Genomic DNA, 20,669 nt, shown 5'->3' with positions numbered 1-20,669 from the left:
GGTGAAAGAAGTCAGGGTAACGGTATGGAGATCGTGCGGCCAGCCTGGACAGCCGGCGGGATTGAGGCCATCAATGGACGGCCGCTGCAGCAGCCGGCCGCTTCCCGGTCGTGATCGTTAGGCGAGCCAGCTGCAGGGCGAAGGGAATAACAGGAGGACTATTAAGCGAGGCCGCTATTCTTCAGTGCTTTCCATCCCTGCACCAGTTGCGGATTCCGGGGCTTGCGCAGCTTCGCCAGCCTCATCCGCCGCTTCGATTCCGTCCGTGCTTCCCTGTTGTTCCATGGCCGCCTGCAGGAACACCCGCATCAGGTTGTCCTTGAGTTGCTGTCGATGGGCGGCACGGAGTTTTTTCAGGTGTGCGGATTCACCGGGAACCTGTAGCTTCGGCAGGACTTCGCGGACAAACTCATCGCCATCCCAGGGCACCGTCGCCTCGCTGTCAAAGCTGCTCCTGACCTTGATAAATTTGTCACCCTCGACAAACAGGTACACATTGGAAAAATACCGGCCACCATTATTGGTCTCAAACTCAAATGAGGCCTTGAGTCCCTCCAGCTGTCCGTCGGCGGAAGCTACCGTATGCGGCTCCACCTGTTCGGCTCCCCGCGAGCGGTAGTAGCCAAGTTCCGTCGCCCGATCAATCTCGGCAAGTACCCTCTGCATCTCCTGCTCCAGCAGGGACTCAGTGTCGCCCCAGTCGAAGTGATTGATCGGGTATACAAACAGGTCCAGGTTGTCAGATGGATACTGCTTGTTGGCGTAGTCGTAGAGCACGCCGAGCATGGGCTCATCAAAAATTTTGCTGTCGGTCTGGACAAAATGCTCGGTCTCGGCCGGTGCGACCTCTATGGCCGTGTAATCGGTGGCATCCGCGGGCCTGGCAGGCTGGTGCGAGTCGACGGAGGCACAGGCGGCAATGGCCGCAGTGCAGAACAGGAGGAAGGATTTCCTGAGCATCACAGGGTTCTCCAGGATTGCGGTTTATTATTGATCTTTTCACGCGCGACCGCATACCGGCGACGGCAGCCAGAAAAGGCACGGCCAGCAAGAAGGGTCTCCATCCTGCTGTCCGGTCATTGCATCATACCGGCTTCGCGCGCATCCATGCTAACCGCAAACGACAGACCCGGGTTGGGATCACGGTCACAGTGGTATTCCATCCAGCCGGGCCGGCACCCCTGTCCAGCGGGTCGGCTGCAGGGTTTGTCGTCGCAGGCCCCATGCTGTATAACCATACAGCTCCCGTGCGGCAACCGGCCCGCTGTCCCCAGCCGGCCCTCACCCGCTTCCGCAACACCACCGCTGGAAACCATCCCGGAACAACCTGCAGGCCCATGAGCGAACCCGTCGAACTGGCACCGGACTATTACCTGAGCAACTTCCGCGCCCTGGTGGATTTTGTGATGGCGCGGTATGAGGGCCTGCTGTCGGCGGGGGAGCAGCGCTTTTACCGGGACTTCTGCGCGCTGCAGCCGGACAGCCAGCGGCTTTATGTGCGGCTGCTGTCGCGCAAGGGTGTGCCGTCCTCCTGTGGCGCGCTGTTCCGGCAGGAAAAACTGGCCTATGCCGAGATCACCGACCTGCCCCGCGCCGCCGACCAGCTGGTGGAAGCCGGCCTGTTATTGCGCGACCCGGCACTACCGCTGGAAGAAATTCTGCCCCTGTTCACCAAGGCAGAGCTGCTGGGCAACAGCCCCGTTCCCCCGCCAAAAGCGCTGAAGCGCCCGGAGCTGGAACAGGCCCTGCTCGAGCAGGAGGCCGCAACGCCTGCCTTAATGAAGGCACTGCTGGAAGGGGAAACCCTGCTGGCGGTGCAGGCGGCGGAGCACTTCGAGACCTTCAAGCTGTGCTTCTTCGGCAACCTGAACCAGGACCTGACCGACTATGTGCTGCGCGACCTGGGGTTGTTCCGCTACGAGGCCTACCCGCTGGACCGGGAACACCTGCCGTTCCGGGACCGGAAGCAGATCGACCGGCACCTGCGCTATTACGATTGCCTGGCCCAGCTGGAGGAGGCCCTGGAGGGCGAAGCCGAAGACATCCTCGCACTGGCGGAGCAGCTGCCCGACGGCATCGATGGCGATGCCACCCTGCACCGGCGGCTCGACCGCCTGCGCCTGACACTGGCCCGGCAGCTGGAGCGCATCGACGCCCTGGAGGCCGCCGACCAGCTCTACCAACACTGCACCCGGCCACCGGCGCGGGAGCGGCGCGCACGCATCGCGGTCAAGCGCGACGCTGTCGACACCGGCCTGGCGCTGTGCCGGGAAATCCTCGACGCGCCCCACAACGAGGCCGAACAGGTATTTGCCGAGAGCTTCGGCTACCGCACCGCAAAGAAGGCCGGGCGCCTGGATGGCTGGGAAGCACCGGCCCGGCACCAGCCGCCCACGGAGACCGTCGCCCTGCCCCGGCTAGCCGAACGAGTGGAATTGCTGGCGGCGGCGCACCTGGAACAGGGCCACGAGGAAAACCAGTGTTACTGGGTGGAGAACACCCTGTTCAAGGGCGTGCTGGGGCTGTACGTGTGGGACATCCTCTTCAGCCCGGTGCCCGGGGCCTTTTTCAACCCATTCCAGGTAGCGCCCAGCGACTTCCGCACCCCCGACTTTTATCCACAACGCCGCGCGGCGTTCGAGCAGCGCCTGGCGGAGCTGGACGCTGGCACCCTGGCGGAGCGGGTATGGCTCCACTACCGGCAGAAACAGGGTATCGCCAACCCCCTGGTGGCCTGGGAGGGCCTGCCGGAAGAGCTGCTGGCACTGGCGCTGGAACGTATCCCCGCCGACCACTGGCGAGCGCTGTTCCGCCGGCTGCTGGGGGATATCGCCCACCACCGCAACGGCCTGCCGGACCTGGTGCTGTTCCCGGCCGGGGGCGGTTACGAGCTGGTGGAAGTAAAGGGCCCCGGCGACCGCCTGCAGCAGAACCAGCAGCGCTGGCTGGCCTTTTTCGCCCGCCACCGGATCCCGCACCGGGTACTGCATGTGGAGTGGCAGCCTTGAGCGAATCAACAGCCGTGAGCGAGGAGTCACCAACCTCGGAGAGCGACAACACACTACAACTGTCGGTCAAGGAACTGGTGGCGTTCGCCTGCCGCAGCGGCGACCTGGCCAGCGACGGGCCCGGCGGCCCCACCGCCGAGGAGGGCATCCGCGCCCACCAGAAACTGCAGAAGAAACGCCCGCAAGGCAGCGAGGCCGAATACCGGTTACAGGTTCCACTGCAGGTCGACGGCCAGGCTGTGGTACTGGGCGGGCGCGTGGATATCCTGCACCCACCGGCAGACCTGCACACGCCTGTGCAGCTGGATGAGATCAAGACCACCTACGTAACACCGGAACAACTGCCGGACTCCGCCCGGGCACTGCACTGGGCGCAACTGAAAATCTACGGCTACTGCTACCTGCTGCAGCAACAGGCCGCCACAGTGAAAGAGACCGGCCCGGGAACCGGCGATGGCGAACGTGTGGCCCTGCAGATGCTGTGGCACAACCTCAAGGACCGCAAAACCTACCCGGAACGGCAGGAATTCAGCTGGCCCGAACTGGAGGCTTTTGCCCTGGCCGCCCTCGGGCAGTACCTGCAGTGGCACCGCGACTGGCAGGCACACCGCGGGAAAGTGCGGGCAACATCAAAAGCACTGGCGTTCCCCTTCCCCGCCTTTCGTCCCGGCCAGCGCGAGCTGGCGGTGGCCGCCTACCGCTGCCTGCGCGACGGCGGTGAGCTGGTGGTGGAAGCGCCCACCGGCATCGGCAAAACCGTCAGCACCCTGTTCCCGGCCATCAAGGCCGTGGGCGAACAGCAGGTGGACCAGCTGGTGTACCTCACCGCAAAGAATTCCGGCCGCCGGGTGGTGCGGGAAACTGCGGCGCGCTTGCATGAGAAAGGCCTGCGGCTTTCTGTACTGGAAATCCAGGCGCGGGACAAAACCTGTGCCTGCAGCCTGGGCCTGTGCAGCCGCGACGAAGACGGCATCTGCCCGCGTACCCGCGGTTTTTACGATCGCCTGCCGGAAGCCCGGCGGGAGCTGCTGGGCCAGCCACTGCTGACCCCGGAAACCGTGGCGGCAACCGCCAACCGCCTGCAGCTTTGCCCGTTCGAGCTGTCACTACAGATGCTGCCCTGGGCCGACCTGGTGGTATGCGACTTCAATTATGTATTCGACCCGCTGGTGCGCATGAACATCCTGCAGGACCAGTCCCGGCGCCGCGCACTATTGGTGGACGAGGCCCACAACCTGATTGACCGGGCGCGCGCCATGTACAGCACCAGACTGACCCGCGGCGACAGTCGCCACGCCGCGGCCGCCTGCAAGGGCACGCACCCGGCCCTGCGTCGGGCGATCCAGTCGCTGGTGCGGGCACTGGATCAATGGGTCATCGAGTGCCGGGAAGCGGGCAATCCCCACCATACCCAGGCCACCACACCAGATAGCCGCAACAGCGAACTGTGGATAACCCCACTTGTGGAAAACGACACAGGCAATATCGAGCCCTACCCCGCCGCGGTCAGCCGCGCGGCCCACAAGGTACTGACGGTGGTGAGCCAGCTGTGGGAGCAGTCCAAGGCACCGCCAGAGGACATCGCCGACTGGCTGAAGGCGCTGTTCCGTTTCCTGGCCATCGAGCAACTGGTGGGCGACCAGCACCGCTGCCTCACCCACGCGGAAAAGCGGGGCGCCCGATGGCAGGAGCAGGAACTGAAATTCTTGTGCCTGAATGCCGCCGATTACCTGGCGCAGGCCTACCGGCAATTCCACGCGGTGCTGGCCTTTTCCGCGACCCTGCGTCCCCCCGGCTATATCTACCGGCAGCTGGGTCTGCAGGCGGACGCCCCCTACCTGGCCCTGCCGTCGCCATTCAACCCCGACCAGCTGGGCGTGTTCCTGTGTCCCTACGTGGACACCCGCTACCGGGCCCGCGACCGGTCCACCGACGCGCTGGTGGACATGGTGGCGCGGGTCTACCACAGCCGCCCGGGGAATTACCTGGTGTTTTTCCCGTCCTATCGCTTTATGCAGCAGGTGGCGGAACGCTTCGGCGAACGTTACCCCGGGATCGCACTGGTACAGCAGCAGCCCGGGGCCGGGGAGCAGGAACGCGGCGCCTTCCTGGCGCACTTTGCCGATGGCCGCCAGAGCCTGGGTTTTGCCATCATGGGCGGCGTGTTCGGTGAGGGTGTGGATTACGTGGGCGAGCAGCTGGTGGGCACCATCGTGGTGGGCGTGGGCCTGCCGCAAATGAACCAGGAGCAGGAACTGCTGCGCCGGGCCTGCGATGAAAGTGATTCCGCCGGCAACGGCTTCGATATCGCCTACCGCTACCCGGGCCTGACCCGGGTACTGCAGACCGCCGGGCGGGTAATCCGCACCGAGTCGGACCGGGGGGTAGTGATCCTGGCGGATACCCGCTTTACCGATCCCTTCTACCGCAACCTGTACCCGGAACACTGGCAGCTGCAGGCCTGCAACAATGGCGAGGCACTGTCGCAGGGGCTCGGGGCCTTCTGGGATACTGCCGACGACAGGCCCGCGCCGGCGAAAACTTGACTGGAGAGATAACGGGACCGATGGTACTCAACCGACAGTTCTACCGCCGCAGCCCCGTCCGCCGGGAGCAGGACACCGTCAGCTTTACCGACGTGCGCCGGCGCTTCGGTTTCCGCTCCATCAGTATCGGTCGCTGGGTGACCCAGGCCGAGCGGGATCGCGCCGCCGGCCTGTTCTACGACGCGCTGGTGGACCTGATGGCAATATTGCAGGGACCCGAAATCCTGGTGTCGCTGCGTGGCTCGCTCTCTTTCCAGTACGGCACCGGCGGCCGTCCGGGCATCTCCGCCCATTACGAGCCGGCGTCGCGCACTTTCGCGCTGGCCAAGAACGCCGGGCCCGGCTCCATCGCCCACGAATGGTTCCACGCCCTCGACCACTACCTGACCGACAAGGCATTCAGCGATGCCCCCGCCCGCATGTTCGCCTCGGAGGCCTGGCTGCGCGACGCCACGCCAGTGGTCCACCCGCTCAACGACCAGCTGTTTGCCTGCTTCCGCACCATCATGCTCGACGAGTCCGGGGAAAACCCCAGCGAGATGTTCCGGGTATCGAAAACCGTGGACAAGGCCAATGGCTGTGTCTATTACGCCGACCCGGCAGAAATGTGTGCGCGCGCTTTCGAGGCATTTGTGCAGGACGCCAGCATCAGCAATAACTTCCTCGTGGCGGGCACCAAGGCCACGGACGAGGCAAAACTCGGGCTGTATCCCACCGGCGAGCACCGGCAGCGGATCAACAGGGCGTTCAGTGAATATTTCCGCTACCTGGGCGGAGCGCTGCGGGCGAACATGGAGCGTGAGGCAGAAATGTCCTGAGCTTCAGACTATTCACAGCAATATTTGGCTTTTTTACTCTCCAGGCCAACTGCCGGGTTCCCCACCTACCCCTAAAATCAATAGGTCGTGAAAAAGACCAGCAGGTTGACACTGACAACCAGCATCGCGGCCCAGAGCGGCCAGAGATTTGTTTCTGAGCGGGGAAGACGACTTCTCCATGCCCGGAATCTTTTGATCGTTCCCATGTACACCAGTGCATTAAAACCCCACCAGCAAAAGGCAAAGATAAAACTCTTGATGAAGGAAATGGGTTCAGCGGGATTTTCCAGGAAGTAAAAATGAAAATAGAATGTACACAGCAGGGCGAGACCGATAGAGAGTGACACCTTGCGCCCGGAAAACCAGGCTGCAACCCGGTATTGCGTATAAGGAACCAGTTCACTGGCCATCTTCATGCCACATGAATTGCAACGGAAATGATGCTTTTGCGCCTCTGCTTCCGGCAAGCGCAGCATCGATCCACATTCGACTTGATTACAGATGTAAAAAAGCGTCTTTTCCGTCAAATCATTCCCACCTGGTGTAGCAGTAAGCATGTGTTAACCGGGCAGGCTCTCCGTACCCATACGGACAGTATGAATCTGCCGCAGACCGGAAACAATAAGCTTATCCTTCACCCCTTGATGCAAACCACCGGCTCCACCCGGGCCACCTTGTGTACCAGCCCCGCCCGCTCGGCTGCGTCGACCACTTCGCGCACATCCTTGTAGGCCCCCGGGGCCTCCTCGGCCACGCCGCGCATGGAGGGGCTGCGGATGACGATGCCGCGCGCCGCCAGGTCGTCCACCAGTGAGCGCCCCTTCCAGCGCTTTGTCGCCTGGCGGCGGCTCATGGCGCGGCCGGCACCGTGGCAGGCGGAGCTGAACGACAGTGACTCGCCGCTTTTCGCACCCGCGAGAATATGGGACTCGGTGCCCATGGAGCCGCCAATCAGAACCGGCTGGCCCACGCTGCGCAACGCCGACGGGATATCCGGGTGGCCGGGGCCGAAGGCGCGGGTGGCACCCTTGCGATGCACGTACAGCTGGCGCTTCTGCCCATCCACCGTGTGGGTTTCGAGCTTGCAGGTGTTGTGGGAAACATCGAACAGCAGCGTCAGGTCCGAGCGCGGCAGCACCTCGCCAAACACCTCGCGGGTAAGGTGGGTAATGATCTGGCGGTTGGCCAGCGCGCAATTGATGGCGGCGCGCATGGCCCCCAGGTAGGACTGCCCGAGTTCCGACTGGATGGGCGCACAGGCGAGTTCCCGGTCCGGTAACTCGATATTGTGGCTGCTGGCCGCCAGCACCATGTACTTCAGGTATTCGGTGCCGATCTGGTGGCCCAGCCCGCGAGAGCCGCAGTGGATAAACACCACGGCGTCGTTCTCCCTGAGCCCGAAGGTGTTGGCAATATTCACATCGTAAATATCTGCCACCCGCTGCACTTCCAGGTAGTGGTTGCCGGAACCGAGCGTGCCCATCTCGTCCTGCTGGCGCTTGCGCGCCCGCGCGGAAATTTCATCCGGCTCGGCGCCGCGCATGCAGCCCTGCTCTTCGATGCGTTCCAGGTCGGACGATTCGCCATAGCCCTGCTCCACCGCCCAGCGCGCTCCGCCGCGCAACATGGCATTCATGCCGTGCTCATCCAGGTGGATGCGCCCCGTGCTGCCGACACCGGCGGGGATATGGCGGAACAGGGCATTGGCCAGCTCTGTCTTGCGGGCCTCCACTTCATCGATGGTGAGGCCGGTGCGCAGGGCCCGCACACCACAGGAAATATCGAACCCCACGCCACCGGCGGAGACCACCCCGCCGGCATCGGCGTCGAATGCCGCCACGCCGCCAATGGGGAAACCGTAGCCCCAGTGCGCGTCGGGCATGGCGTAGGCCGCCTGCACGATGCCGGGCAGGGTCGCTACATTGCACAGCTGCTCGAACACCTTGTCGTCCATGGCGCGCACCAGCGGCTCATCGGCGTATATGATGCCGGGCACACGCATCTTGCCGAATGGCTCGATGCGCCAGCTGAATTCCGATTGCTGCTTCAGGGGGTAGTGAGTGGTCATGGATTTGTACGCCGCTGCCGGTCTGGAAAGGTTTCCGGGGCTTACACATCCACGACACACTGGGCCAGCCAGGTGCCGTCGGGTTGTTGCCCCACATGCAGGGCAGTATAGGTGGCGCCCTTCACCTCAACGGTGGGCTGGTGGCGCTCGCGGTCCACTGGCTCGCCCCAGGCGCAACCGTCCAGCCGGCCGTTTTCGATAGCAACTTCGAAGCGGGAAAACAACATATTGCGACATGCCATCTCGAACACCAGCGCGTTGAGCCAGTCCGCCAGCAACAGCTCCGTATCCGGGCACTCGCAATGGATCGGCACCCGCTGCGATGCATTGACAACGCCGGGGTCGGCGATAATCCCCGTCATGGCCAGTGCCGCCTGCTCAAACGCCTGCGCGATTGTGGCGCCGACGCCGCGGACGCCCATATCCGCCTCGTGGCTGAAATGCTCCCAGTGTGCCGGCACTTTGCAAGATTCCTGGCTGAGGTTACCGGCAGCATAGCAACGGCAACAGGTGGAAGTCGGGGCAGGCCGGGGAGAGGCAGGGCGACAGGCTTCTCCCTGCAGGAAAGACCGGCGCGCATTTACCGCAATGAGAAAGCCCTATCGCGCTGCAATTAATCGGCGAGTGCCGTCACGGTAGAATCCGGGGCGGGGAATGGCTTGCGGAAAGTAAAGGCGCGCTCGCCCGGGCCCTCCTCCTGCAACAAGGCCAGTTTTTGCGCCGCCTCCTCTATCGACGGCAGGTGTCCTTCCGGCACCCACCACAGGACAATATACGGCCCCGGCATTTTTTCGAACCACTCTTTCTTGCGCCGCAAAAATTCGAGGTGGCCACTGCGGTAGACGTAGTCGTGCAGTGATTCCAGCGACTCCCATACTGACAGGTTGGCGATGTAGTCGGCACCGAAGAAATCGATCCCGGTCGCGTCCCCCTCTTCCGTCTGCAGGCGCCAGACAAATCCCGGCGAGTCGTCAGCCAACCCGTTGATTCGATCCAGGTTCGCAACAAAATCGGCCAGCTGCGGGGAATCAATCGGCGCGGAAAGCCGGGCGAGATTTAACTGGGCAAGGTGATAACGGCTCAAGGCTTCCTCCCTGGAAGTGACGTGTGCGTTCCTCGCGGGAAGCATGATTTCCATCGATATTGATACTGCACCGGCGGTGGCCGGCACGGAGCGCAAACAACGGGTGCCGCCCCGACGCCCCCAAAAAGCGGAACTGGAATTATATTTCCAGAATGTCACGCAGGCGGCAACAGGTTCCTCGCAAATCCTGGAACAGGAATTCGCGGCGCCTCAACCCCTGGTCGAAAGACATCGATTAGCCGGTGGCGCCGGTTTGATCTTCCTGAATCCGGGCTGTGATAGCATCGGGAAACTTCTCTCGCTGAGAACTTCTAATAACTGCGTAAAGTAAGACGGAGCTTGAAACCACCATGCATCGCACCAGAATTGCACTGATCCTGACGGCCGCGCTGCTTGCAGCCTGCGGCAAGGGGCCGGAGGAACCGGCCTCGCAGGCATCACCAGATGCGGCCGCCGAGGCCACCAGCGCGCTGCCCGACGGCGTCACCCTTGTAGAGACCTTCGATGGCGAGGGTTCTGAAATCGCCATCCCCTACAGCAAGTACAAACTGGCCAATGGCCTGACCGTGGTCCTGCACGAGGACGACTCGGACCCGCTGGTGCACGTGGACGTGACCTATCACGTGGGCTCCAACCGGGAAGACCCGGGCCGCTCCGGCTTTGCCCACTTCTTCGAGCACATGATGTTCCAGGGCTCCGTCAACGTGGCGGATGAAGAGCACTTCCGTATCATCCAGGAAGCCGGCGGCACCCTGAACGGCACCACCAACACCGACCGCACCAACTACTACGAGACGGTGCCGGCCAACCAGCTGGAAACCGTGCTGTGGCTGGAATCCGACCGTATGGGCGTATTCCTGGACGCGGTCACCGAAGAGAAGTTCGAGGTACAGCGCGAGACGGTCAAGAACGAGCGCGGCCAGCGGGTGGACAACCGCCCCTACGGCCGGGCACTGGAGACCATGTACGCCGCCACCTACCCGGACGGCCACCCCTACTCCTGGCCGGTGATCGGCTGGATGGAAGACCTGGACCGGGCCGACCTGAACGACCTGAAGCGCTTCTTCCTGCGCTGGTACGGCCCCAACAATGCGGTGCTGACCATCGGTGGTGACATCGACAAGGCGCAGACGCTGAAGTGGGTAAACAAGTATTTCGGTCCCATTCCCGCCGGCCCCGAGGTCGAGGACCTGCCCGAGCAGCCCGCCACCCTCGAGTCCGACCGCTATGTCACCCTCGAGGACAACATCCACCTGCCCGCACTGGCGATGATGATCCCCACCGTGCACCGCGGCCACGCCGACGAGCCGGCGCTGGATGCGGCGGCGGCCATCCTCGGCCAGGGCCAGGACTCCATGCTCTACCAGCGCCTGGTGCAGACCGGCCGTGCGGTACAGGCGAGCGTGTCCCACTCCTGCAAGGAGCTGGCCTGCGAGATGTGGTTTATCGTGATCCAGAATCCCGCCTCCGGCGAGTCCCTGGCGGAGATGGAACAGGCGGTGCGCGAGACCCTCACCGAGTTCGCCGAGCGCGGCGTCACCGAGGACGATCTGGTGAAGTTCAAGGCCGGCTATGAGTCCAGCCGCGTGTTCGGCCTGCAGTCCGTGTCCGGCAAGGTATCCGCCCTGGCGGACTACGAGACCTTCACCGGTAGCCCCAAGGGCATCGATGACGAGATCCAGGCCTACCTGGGCGTCGAGACCCCGGACGTCACCCGCGTATTCGAGGAGTACATTGCCGACAAGCCGTCCGTGCTGCTGAGCATTGTGCCCAACGGCAAACCCGAACTGGCGGCAGCCCCGCAGAACCATGAGTGGGATCGCACCATCCCCGAGAGCTACGGCGACGATGACGCAGAGCTGGCCCTGCGGCCGGTGAAAGACACCTTCGACCGCAGCGTGCAACCCACCCCGGGCGTCAACCCGCAGGTGGAGCTGCCCAGCATCTGGGACAGCAAGCTCGACAACGGCGTACGCCTGCTGGCGGTGGAGAACAGCGAAACTCCCACTGTCACCGTGCAGGCGGTGTTTGACGTGGGCCAGCGCGACGAGCCCCGCGGCAAGGCGGGCCTCACCTCGTTGATGGCAAACCTGATGGGCGAGGCCACCACCGAGCGCAGCGCCGCCGAGTTTGCCGAGGCAATGAAGCGCCTGGGCGCCTCCATCAGCGTCAACGCCGGTAAGTTCGAGACCACCGTAACCCTCAACGTACTGGCCAAGAACCTGGACCAGGCCATGCCGCTGATGATGGAACGCATCACCAAGCCGGCCTTCACCGGGGAAGACTTCGCCCGTATCAAGCAGCAGACCATCGAGGGCCTGCAGCAGGCCCGCAAGACCCCGCAGGGGCTGGCGAGCCGTGCCCTGGGCGCCGTGATGCGCGGCCCCGAGCACCCGCTCAGCTACCCCGGTGGCGGCCTGCCGAGCACCGTGGCCGAGATCACCCTTGAGGACGTCAAGGGCTACTACAAGGCCCACTTCCCCACCCACCTGGGCGGTATTACGGTAAGCACCAGCCTGCCGAAGGAAACCACCCTCAAGGCACTGGACGGCCTGGCCAAGCTGGAAGTGAAGCAGGCCATGCGCCCGGCCATCGCCTTCCAGAAGCCGGAGCTCAAGGGCCGCACCGTGTACCTGGTGAACAAGGAAGGGGCAGCCCAGTCAAGCCTGCGCGCCAGCCAGTACGCACTGGCCTACGATGCGCTGGGTGACTACTACCGCGCCTACCTGGGCAACTTCCCCCTGGGTGGCAACTTCAACAGCCGCATCAACCTGAACCTGCGGGAAGACAAGGGCTACACCTACGGTGCCCGCACCTACCTGGTCGGCGAGCCCCGCGATGGCCTGTACCTGTTCAGCTCCGAGGTGAAGAAGGATGCAACCGCGGATGCCCTGAACGAGGTTCTCACCGAACTGGAGGCCTACGACAAGGAAGGCATGACCGAGACCGAGTTCAACTACATGCGCTCGGCCATCGGCCAGCAGGAAGCCCTGAGCTACGAAACCCCCGGCGACAAGCTGGGCCTGCTCAGCCGTATCCTGCGCTACGACCTGCCGCTGGACTATCGCTCACAGCAAAACGCCATCCTGCAGGAGATTGATCGCAAGACCCTGAACAAGGTAATCACCGATGTCCTGCAGCCGGCCAACATGGCCATCGTGGTGGTGGGTGACAAGGCCAGCATCACCGAGGACATCCAGGCCCTGGGCATGCCCATCGTGGAGCTGGATGAGGACGGTTATGTGAAGGAAACTGAAGAACCGGTGGAATCCGCAGAATCTGCCAGCCTCTGAGGAACCGTCCTTCCCGCAAAAAGAAAGCCCGCCAACCGGCGGGCTTTTTTATTGGGCCATTTCCGGCGAAGGGTGCATTTCGCAGCGCCCAATACACCCCACGGGTAATTTCCTCTGGGAACCCGCGACTGCCATGCCCGGGGAGCCAATAGCGTCGGCAGCGATGACAGGATAAGCACCACCATCGCAAACAGATAACCGACAGGGACTCCCACTCACACCCTGCTGGCAGGCCCCCCATTATGTGGCGCCTGCAAATTCTTTCTTGCACTTTTCGCGTCAATTTCCCGAGGAAAGTCGCGCATATCCCGGCTTGCCTCCAGGCCACCGGCGGCGCGCAGTGCCGCAAAAAAAAGATACGACGCGCCCGATTTGTGCCGATGTGCTATTTACCCGCCAGAAGTTGGTCATTTTTTCTACAGCTCTCTTTCGCGCTTTTACACTGATAGTGAGCTGATTGCTGTTTAATCTGCTTTATCTCAAGGGAGTTGACCAAATGAAGACGAAGGACGTTTTTATCCCCGCTGTGGCAGCACTGACTCTGGCGGTATCCAGCGTGGCGTCGGCCGGCCCGTCCGGCTATACGCCGGCACCGCCACCCCCGCCGGCACAGGAGTTTGTTGTTCGCCTCGGTGCCACCTATATCGACCCGATACAGGATGATGTCACCTTTACCGATGATACTTTCCAATTCTTTGACTCGTTCCGGGCGACCGTAGATCCGGACGCCGAATGGGGCTGGTATATCAACGGCGAGTGGAGACCAATGCATCACTGGGGCATCGAGCTTACCTATGCCCAGGGTGACGACCATGTCGGTGGTGACGCAGACGGGTATTTCTCCATCATCAGTGACATCAATGATTTCGGGTTTGATGACCTCGGGCTCCGCGACATCGGCGAGTTCGAGCCGGAAATCGGTACCGCAAGCCTGAAGTGGTATCCACTGGATCCATCCTGCCTGGTGCAACCCTATATCGGTGGTGGTATCAGCTATACCGACTTCGGTAGCGAGAATTTCCGCGGCCCCGCACGGGCGGACCTTGATGCGGCCAACCTGAGAGGGAGAGTCAACCTGGGATATTCCTGGGGCTATACCTGGCAGGCCGGCGTGGACTTCAATTTCGGTCATGACAGCGCCTGGCTGGTGAATGCCTCTGCCATGTATGTACGCGCTGTAACTGATATGCAGTTCCAGGTTTTCAGCCGGGAGCCGCTGGCCGAGGATGAGGAATTCTTCTTCGAATCCTACTCCGGTGACTACATCTATGACCCGTGGATGTTCAACCTGTCCGTGGGATACAAGTTCGCATTTTGACGGCTCGACCCAATCAATTTGCCAGGGCGCTTCGGCGCCCTTTTTTATTACATAAACCCGGGCGGAACAGGCCTGTCATAATCGCAACTATCATCGCCCGTAATAGCGGCAGGATGAATTCCCCGGGCAAGCGGGTGATGTGACAGGTGCCCCCGACCTGCACGAGAGGGCAGCGCGCGAGAGGCCGCCCGGCTTCCTTACCAAGCCCATCCGGCTCGGGCGTAATGGGCGCAGGCTTCAACGCAGCCGGGTCAGCAGATGCAGGTCACTATCAAGAAAGTCGGTGCCGAGCAGACCCCGGTGGTCATTATTGATGGGGCATACCCGCGGCCCGAACAACTGGTGGAGGCCGCCCGCAACACGCCATGGCTGCGGGCTGGATACCCGCAACGGCCTGGCCGGCCCGCTGCTGGAGCTGGTGCGGCCGGGTTACGCGAGTGAATGCGACGAATGGTACGAGACGGTTGGCGAAGTGGCAGCGACATTCAACCGCGTGGCCTTTTACCCGGCCAGTCTGTTGCATTCCGGAGTTGTGGAGCCGGGGCAGCAGCTGCCTGACCATATCAGCAACGGCAGGCTGACCATTACCGGCTTTATCAACCTGGCCGCGCCGCTTTCCTGGTAACCCCTGCAGTAATTTCGCGTAATGTACCAACTGCTCTTCCGGTAAAAGTGTGCGCGGGTTTTTATTCCCCGGTCGTTACCAGCCGTTTATTACCCCTTGAGGATTCTAGCGCCCATTACCGGTCGCTTTTGCGCTAATTTCAGTCTGACGATAAAAGAGGCCCGGGCTGTAAATGACCTAGCCAGGATTTAATTTCGCTGCTTTTGCTCCGCAGCCTTGGTGCCGACAACAGGAAGTGCTGAAGACCAGTGAGGGATTACGTATGGCTAACCTGGTTGTTTGTTCCGATGGCACCTGGAACCGCCCGGAAGAGGACCTGGAAAAGGATTTCCCCACCAATGTGCTGCGGCTGGCCCGCGCGGTCAGCCCATCCAGCGGTGATGTAAAGCAGAGTGTGTTCTACGACTGGGGCGTGGGCTCTTACTACGACAGGTTCAGCGGTGGTATTACCGGTGCCGGGCTGCACAAGAACGTCCTCGATGGCTACCGCTACATTGTCCACAACTATGCCCCGGGCGACCGGATCTACCTGTTCGGCTTTAGTCGCGGGGCCTATACCGCCAGGTCACTCTGCGGCCTGATCAATAACTGTGGCATCGTCAGGCAGGCCAACGCCCGCCTGATTGCCGAGGCCTGGAAAATCTACAAAAGCCCCAGCAGGAAGAACCACCCCGATGGCAATGCGGCGGTGAAATTCCGCCGGGACTACTCCCACCGTTCCAACAGGATCCACTTTATCGGTGTGTGGGATACAGTCGGGGCGCTGGGTATTCCATTCAGCCTGATGGGCCTGTTCGAGTCCCACGACGAGTTCTATGACACCAAGATGGGTTCCAACGTGCAGATCGCCCGCCATGCCCTGGCCATCGATGAAAAGCGCGAGGATTTCATGCCCACCGTATGGACACCGCGGCCAGGTGTGGACCTGAAGCAGGTCTGGTTTGCCGGCGTGCATTCAGATGTGGGCGGTTCTTACCCACCGGATAAAAATACCAGGAAGCTGGCTTCCGATGTGCCGCTGACCTGGATGATCCATGAGGCCCACTTCGCCGGCCTGAAGATAGCGCCCGACCTGAAGAAAAGCCTCACCGATGGCACCCATGCGTCGATTCACCAGTCGCGCAAGCACGTCTACCGCTTCAAGCGCCCGCTGGACCGCGCGCTCATCGTCGACGGAAAGCCCACCTTGATTCACCCGACGGTGAAGAGCCGCTACCTGCACGACAAGAACTACCGCCCGCCGATGCTCAAGGCGCTGGTGGAGGAAATCGGGTGGGATGGGATTAATATCGGCCGGTAGGTACGCAACGCAGATAGCCGGGCGCCCGTGCACGCCCGGCCTTTCCCTGCCTTTTACCAGGGTTCTGTGCTTACCCGGTCACAGCCGGGTGCTTCGCCGCCCGCGCCGCATGCAGCTTCTTGTAGCTCTCGATCAACCGCAGGTGCTTGTCCAGCCCCTCCAGCTGCATATTGGTGGGTGTCAGGCCGTGGAAGCGCACGGTGCCGTTTACTAAACCGACCACGGCTGCCATTGTTTCTTCACCAAACATGCGCTTGAGGTTGTGCAGGTAATCGTCCAGCTCCAGCTCGTCGTCCAGCACGATTTCCAGCACCGCGTTTACTGCCTGGTAGAACAGGCCGCGCTCGACGGTGTTGTCGTTGTACTGCAGGAAAATTTCCACGTGCTCCAGCGCCTCTTCATGGCGCTGCAGGGCCAGGTAGACCAGGAGTTTCAGTTCCAGCACGGTCAGCTGGCCCCACACGGTGTTCTCATCGAACTCGATACCGATCAGGGTGATGATGGTCTCGTAGTTATCGATCTGGCTCTCTTCCAGCCGCTCCACCAGGTCTTCCAGTTCAGCGTCGCCAAGTGAGTGCAGGTTGAGGATTTCCTCACGGTAGTCCAGGGCCTTGTTGGTGTTGTCCCATACCAGGTCCTCCACCGGGTAGACCTCGGAGTAGCCCGGCACCAGGATGCGGCAGGTGGGCGCGCCCAGGTCCTCGTACACGGCCATGTACACTTCCTTGCCCATGTCCTCGAGGATACCGAACAGGCGGCCGGCCTCGGTCTGGTTGGTATCGTGGTGGTCGCCGGAGAAATCCCACTCCACGAACTCGTATTCCGACGTGGCGCTGAAGAAGCGCCAGGACACCACGCCGGTGGAGTCGATAAAGTGCTCCACAAAGTTGTTGGGCTCGGTCACCGCCTCGGTGCTGAAGGTGGGCGGCGGCACGTCGTTCAGGCCCTCGAAGCTGCGGCCCTGCATCAGCTCGGTGAGGCTGCGCTCCAGCGCCACGTGGAAGCTGGGGTGGGCGCCGAAGGAAGCGAACACGCCACCGGTGCGCGGGTTCATCAGGGTCACGCACATTACCGGGAAGCGCCCGCCCAGGGAGGCATCCTTGACCAGGATCGGGAAGCCCTGCTGCTCCAGCGCCTCCACCGCCTCGACGATATCCGGGTACTTGGCCAGCACCTCGGCGGGCACATCCGGCAGCGCGATCTCCTCTTCGATGATCTGCTTCTTCACCGCCCGCTCGAAGATTTCCGACAGGCACTGCACCTGCGCCTCGGCCAGGGTGTTGCCGGCGCTCATGCCGTTGCTGAGGAACAGGTTCTCGATCAGGTTGGAGGGGAAGTACACCACCTCGCCGTCCGACTGGCGCACGAACGGCAGCGAACAGATGCCCCGGTCCATGCGGCCGGAGTTGGTGTCCACCAGGTTGGAGCCGCCCAGCTCGCCCTCCGGGTTGTAGATGGCCAGGCAGTGCTCGTCGAGGATCTCCGCCGGCAGCTCATCGCCCGGGCCGGGCTGGAACCACTGCTCGTCCGGGTAGTGGACGAAATCGCTGTTGGCGATCTCCTCGCCGAAGTACTGGTCGTTGTAGAAGAAGTTGCAGTTCAGCCGCTCGATGAACTCCCCCAGCGCCGAGCACAGGGCCGCCTCCTTGGTGGCACCCTTGCCGTTGGTAAAGCACATGGGGCTAGCCGCATCGCGGATATGCAGCGACCACACGTGGGGCACGATATTTCGCCACGAGGCGATCTCGATCTTCATGCCCAGGTCCGCCAGGATCTTCGTCATGTTAGCGATAGTCTGCTCCAGCGGCAGGTCCTTGCCCTCGATAAAGGTGGTGTGCTCGCTGTCGGGCTCCACCATCAGCAGGGCCTGGGCGTCCTCGGCCAGGTTCTCCACCGTCTCGATCTGGAAGTCCGGGCCGGTCTGCACCACCTTCTTCACCGTGCAGCGGTCGATGGAACGCAGGATGCCCTGCCGGTCCTTCTCGGAGATGTCCTCCGGCAGCTCCACCTGGATCTTGAAGATCTGGTTGTAGCGGTTTTCCGGGTCGACGATATTGTTCTGCGACAGGCGGATATTGTGGGTGGGGATATCGCGCGCGTTGCAGTAGACCCGCACAAAGTAGGCCGCACACAGGGCAGAGGACGCCAGGAAGTAGTCAAACGGGCTGGGCGCCGAGCCATCGCCCTTGTAGCGGATGGGCTGGTCGGTGATGACGGTGAAGTCATCGAACTTGGCTTCCAGGCGGAGGTTATCGAGGAAGTTGACGTTGATTTCCATGGGGGACTACCAGGTCTGCGGGATTTGGTGGGCCATAGGCCAGCGGCGCGCATTATCCAGTTTTTGCTGCACTGCGTCTCGACCCATTGCCGGAAAGTGCGACTGGCCGGTGTCTCTCCAAGGCGACAGCCGACGCGTCAGCGGCTGGCTTCGCTGCTCCCAGCCGGACACCGCTTATCCATGCCATCGAGCCCCTGCTGGTCCACTTCCAGCTTGATCTTGCCGCTGCCCGGCACGCCGGAGAGCCGGAAGACAAATACCGTATCGTAGTCAGAGTTGGGCCACTCTGGCACCTCCGAGCTGGAGTCGAAGCGGCGCAACAGTATTTTTGCCAGCAGGTCGATGTTCATATGCTCCCAGGCCACATACACCGTGGAACCCAGGTAGGGCTCGCTCAGCAGGGTATCCGCCAGCAACCCGGGATCGTTGTAGGGAATCTGGGTATTAATGGGCACCTGCATATCAACCGCCGTGGGGCCGATGGTCAGCAGTGGCCGCACATAGTCGTGGCGCTGGCCGTCCCCGTGGATTTCCGTGGCCTTTACGGAGGGATCGGGAGCAAAGATGTAGTCAGGGCGAGGGAAATGTTCACGGAAATACCCCGGCAGGCGTATGGCCCTGTTCAGGCCCTGGCAGGTCAGCAACCCAAGCCCCTGGGCCGGCTTCTCCGCATGGCGCACCACTACGATCAGTGTTTCGGTTGCCGTCTGTGACGCCTGGACTCCTGTAGCCCATAGCAGTTGCACCAGCAGGAGGCGGAACATTCCAGAAGCCAACCGCGCCATGTACTCACCCTTGCCCATTAGAGATCGCTGACCTGACCAACGAACTACCAATACGAGTTTTTGCTCTATACCGCAGACTATAGGCCAGCGACCGGCAGGCTCTTGCGTGCGGGGGGGAATTGGCCGGGCTGATGTGCTATTCGTAGGAACAGCTGGCAGTCGGTTTGCCCCTCATGCCCGTTGGTGCGCGCGGCGCTCCTTTTCAAAGGCCTGTAGCCCGGCGGGAAGCTCGCCGTAGATTCTGGCGCGCCTGATGGCCTCCAGTGCCGCCTCCTTATGCCCAGCCTCGATATACGCGTATGCCTGGTCAATGTGGTACCGGTGCCGTTCGTCCCGCATCGCATTGCGATCCTTCGCGGTCCGGCGCGCCAGCAGCTCGAAGCCGGCAACGGCCACCGGCACCGCCACCAGCAAAAACCAGTAACTGTCGAATATCGCCACCAGGGCGCAGGCGAACCCACTGGCGGCCAGTGTCACTGCCAGCCCGGAGAAAAAGCCGATCTCACTGTTGCTTGCAGGGTGCTTATAGCCGTAGCGCTTGTACCACATAGAAACAGTTACCTATCCCCGGAACTTGCCGCGCGCCTAGGCGCCCAGGTCCGACCATACGGCAAATTCATTGCCGCACGGTTCGGTAAAGTGAAAGCGCCTGCCACCGGGGAAAGTAAAGGTAGGCTTGACCACGGTGCCACCGGCCTCTTCCACCTTGCGCTGGCTGCCCTCCAGGTCGTTACTGTAAAGCACGACCAGTGCGGCACCGCTGTCCGCTTTGGAACAGGCATCGGCCTGGTAAAAGCCCCCGTCGAGCCCGGCACCGGAGAACGCTGAATATTCAGGCCCATAGTCAACGAATGACCAGCCGAACGCTTTCTCGAAGAATGCCCTGGTATCCCCAAGGTCGCTGGATGGAAATTCCACGTAATTGATTTTTTCGTGTTCACTCATGGCTTGTCCCCGGGCTCTATCGTATGAGAGCTGGATTGCTGTAACGCAATCATCTGCTCAAACGGTTTCAACATCAATTCAAAACGCCCGGCCGGCTCAAGGCGATCCATCGCCATGGCGACGCTCTCGATGGTTGACAGGCTGTTGGCGAGTGAGGAGCGGCGCACCTGGTAATTGGATTGCAATTCGCCCTCCAGGCTGACCCGGGGCAATTGCTGCAACGTCGGGTGCAGGTGCAGCATCTTCTTCGACTTGCGCCAGGAGGCATCGATCACCACCAGCTGCTCCAGCGGGCCACGGGCCAGCTGGCCGCCCTCACCCACCTGCTCCACCGCCGGCAACCAGTCCAGGTTCGGGTAGAGCAAGGCCGAACGGGGCGCTAGCAGGCGGGCCAGTTCGGTATCGTCCAGCGTCTCCGCCACCACCAGCTCGCTGTTCTCCAGGCACAGGTGTGCCATACGGCCGGTGTTGAACGGATGCTTCACTTCCAGCGGGTGCTGTATGATGAGCACCTTGATGTGATTGGCTATATGGACCAGCGCGCTGCAGTAGCAGACGTTCAAGGGGCGCTGGCAAGTGGGGCAGGTTTGGCGCGGCATAG

The 20,669-nt window shown here is 62.2% G+C and carries 19 protein-coding genes; 9 read left to right on the top strand and 10 right to left on the bottom strand.

All coding sequences use genetic code 11. The features are described from left to right. Window positions 1–174: 174 nt before the first annotated feature. Window positions 175–960, bottom strand: coding sequence for a hypothetical protein (locus LVE68_RS11675; protein WP_232940568.1), 786 nt, complete (start codon window positions 958–960; stop codon window positions 175–177). Between the two features lie 377 nt (window positions 961–1,337). Between LVE68_RS11675 and LVE68_RS11670 the strand changes: the two genes are divergently transcribed. From LVE68_RS11670 to LVE68_RS11660, 3 genes are read left to right on the top strand one after another with little or no spacing between them, the layout of a single operon-like run. After that, entirely contained in the window at window positions 1,338–3,008 is a 1,671-nt protein-coding gene (locus LVE68_RS11670) for a VRR-NUC domain-containing protein (protein ID WP_232940567.1), read from the top strand. Further along, on the top strand, window positions 2,996–5,554 hold the full coding sequence (locus LVE68_RS11665; RefSeq protein WP_232940566.1) for an ATP-dependent DNA helicase: 2,559 nt from the start codon (window positions 2,996–2,998) through the stop codon (window positions 5,552–5,554). Before LVE68_RS11670 ends, LVE68_RS11665 begins: the two co-directional genes overlap by 13 nt. Before the next feature lie 20 nt (window positions 5,555–5,574). Beyond that, entirely contained in the window at window positions 5,575–6,372 is a 798-nt protein-coding gene (locus LVE68_RS11660) for a CLCA_X family protein (RefSeq protein ID WP_232940565.1), read from the top strand. A 77-nt stretch (window positions 6,373–6,449) separates the two neighbouring features. Here LVE68_RS11660 and LVE68_RS11655 read toward each other — a convergent pair whose 3' ends face one another. The 4 genes from LVE68_RS11655 to LVE68_RS11640 form a co-directional block, all read right to left on the bottom strand. Continuing rightward, on the bottom strand, window positions 6,450–6,929 hold the full coding sequence (locus tag LVE68_RS11655; protein ID WP_232940564.1) for a hypothetical protein: 480 nt from the start codon (window positions 6,927–6,929) through the stop codon (window positions 6,450–6,452). A gap of 77 nt (window positions 6,930–7,006) precedes the next feature. Further along, window positions 7,007–8,440 (bottom strand): RtcB family protein, encoded by a 1,434-nt coding sequence (locus LVE68_RS11650; protein WP_232940563.1) that lies wholly within the window; start codon window positions 8,438–8,440, stop codon window positions 7,007–7,009. Between the two features lie 41 nt (window positions 8,441–8,481). Next, window positions 8,482–8,901: an archease gene (locus LVE68_RS11645; RefSeq protein WP_232940561.1), complete on the bottom strand. Its 420-nt coding sequence runs from the start codon at window positions 8,899–8,901 to the stop codon at window positions 8,482–8,484. Between the two features lie 152 nt (window positions 8,902–9,053). Next, the gene (locus tag LVE68_RS11640) at window positions 9,054–9,524 is read right to left on the bottom strand and encodes a DUF3291 domain-containing protein (protein WP_232940559.1); all 471 of its coding nucleotides are present in this window, start codon (window positions 9,522–9,524) and stop codon (window positions 9,054–9,056) included. Window positions 9,525–9,567: 43 nt separating this feature from the next. Here LVE68_RS11640 and LVE68_RS11635 point away from each other — a divergent pair, with 43 nt between their 5' ends. From LVE68_RS11635 to LVE68_RS11615, 6 genes are all read left to right on the top strand, one after another. Continuing rightward, complete coding sequence (locus LVE68_RS11635) at window positions 9,568–9,855, top strand: hypothetical protein (RefSeq protein WP_232940557.1); 288 nt, start codon at window positions 9,568–9,570, stop codon at window positions 9,853–9,855. A gap of 19 nt (window positions 9,856–9,874) precedes the next feature. Beyond that, window positions 9,875–12,817 (top strand): M16 family metallopeptidase, encoded by a 2,943-nt coding sequence (locus tag LVE68_RS11630; protein WP_232940555.1) that lies wholly within the window; start codon window positions 9,875–9,877, stop codon window positions 12,815–12,817. 496 nt (window positions 12,818–13,313) lie between these two features. Continuing rightward, the gene (locus LVE68_RS11625; RefSeq protein ID WP_232940553.1) at window positions 13,314–14,135 is read left to right on the top strand and encodes an OmpW/AlkL family protein; all 822 of its coding nucleotides are present in this window, start codon (window positions 13,314–13,316) and stop codon (window positions 14,133–14,135) included. 258 nt (window positions 14,136–14,393) lie between these two features. Then, window positions 14,394–14,576 carry a DUF6445 family protein gene (locus LVE68_RS18220; protein WP_370636641.1) on the top strand — a complete coding sequence of 61 codons (183 nt, stop codon included), beginning with the start codon at window positions 14,394–14,396 and terminating at the stop codon, window positions 14,574–14,576. Beyond that, complete coding sequence (locus tag LVE68_RS18215) at window positions 14,554–14,760, top strand: DUF6445 family protein (RefSeq protein ID WP_369413290.1); 207 nt, start codon at window positions 14,554–14,556, stop codon at window positions 14,758–14,760. The genes LVE68_RS18220 and LVE68_RS18215 overlap by 23 nt, the downstream gene beginning before the upstream one ends. Before the next feature lie 262 nt (window positions 14,761–15,022). Continuing rightward, window positions 15,023–16,060, top strand: a complete 1,038-nt coding sequence (locus LVE68_RS11615; protein ID WP_232940549.1) for a DUF2235 domain-containing protein — start codon at window positions 15,023–15,025, stop codon at window positions 16,058–16,060. A gap of 70 nt (window positions 16,061–16,130) precedes the next feature. Here LVE68_RS11615 and LVE68_RS11610 read toward each other — a convergent pair whose 3' ends face one another. The 5 genes from LVE68_RS11610 to LVE68_RS11590 all read right to left on the bottom strand — a co-directional run bounded on the left by LVE68_RS11610 (window position 16,131) and on the right by LVE68_RS11590 (window position 20,667). Further along, complete coding sequence (locus tag LVE68_RS11610; RefSeq protein WP_232940548.1) at window positions 16,131–18,338, bottom strand: OsmC domain/YcaO domain-containing protein; 2,208 nt, start codon at window positions 18,336–18,338, stop codon at window positions 16,131–16,133. A gap of 137 nt (window positions 18,339–18,475) precedes the next feature. After that, window positions 18,476–19,102: a hypothetical protein gene (locus LVE68_RS11605; protein ID WP_232940546.1), complete on the bottom strand. Its 627-nt coding sequence runs from the start codon at window positions 19,100–19,102 to the stop codon at window positions 18,476–18,478. A gap of 192 nt (window positions 19,103–19,294) precedes the next feature. Then, window positions 19,295–19,672: a hypothetical protein gene (locus LVE68_RS11600; protein WP_232940544.1), complete on the bottom strand. Its 378-nt coding sequence runs from the start codon at window positions 19,670–19,672 to the stop codon at window positions 19,295–19,297. 36 nt (window positions 19,673–19,708) lie between these two features. After that, complete coding sequence (locus tag LVE68_RS11595) at window positions 19,709–20,068, bottom strand: VOC family protein (RefSeq protein WP_232940542.1); 360 nt, start codon at window positions 20,066–20,068, stop codon at window positions 19,709–19,711. Continuing rightward, window positions 20,065–20,667 (bottom strand): tRNA-uridine aminocarboxypropyltransferase, encoded by a 603-nt coding sequence (locus tag LVE68_RS11590; RefSeq protein ID WP_232940541.1) that lies wholly within the window; start codon window positions 20,665–20,667, stop codon window positions 20,065–20,067. The genes LVE68_RS11595 and LVE68_RS11590 overlap by 4 nt, the downstream gene beginning before the upstream one ends. Window positions 20,668–20,669 lie beyond the last annotated feature (2 nt).

Source organism: Microbulbifer sp. YPW16, from assembly GCF_021290385.1.
Lineage (GTDB): Bacteria > Pseudomonadota > Gammaproteobacteria > Pseudomonadales > Cellvibrionaceae > Microbulbifer > Microbulbifer zhoushanensis.
This window is presented reverse-complemented; position numbering and strand designations above follow the sequence as displayed.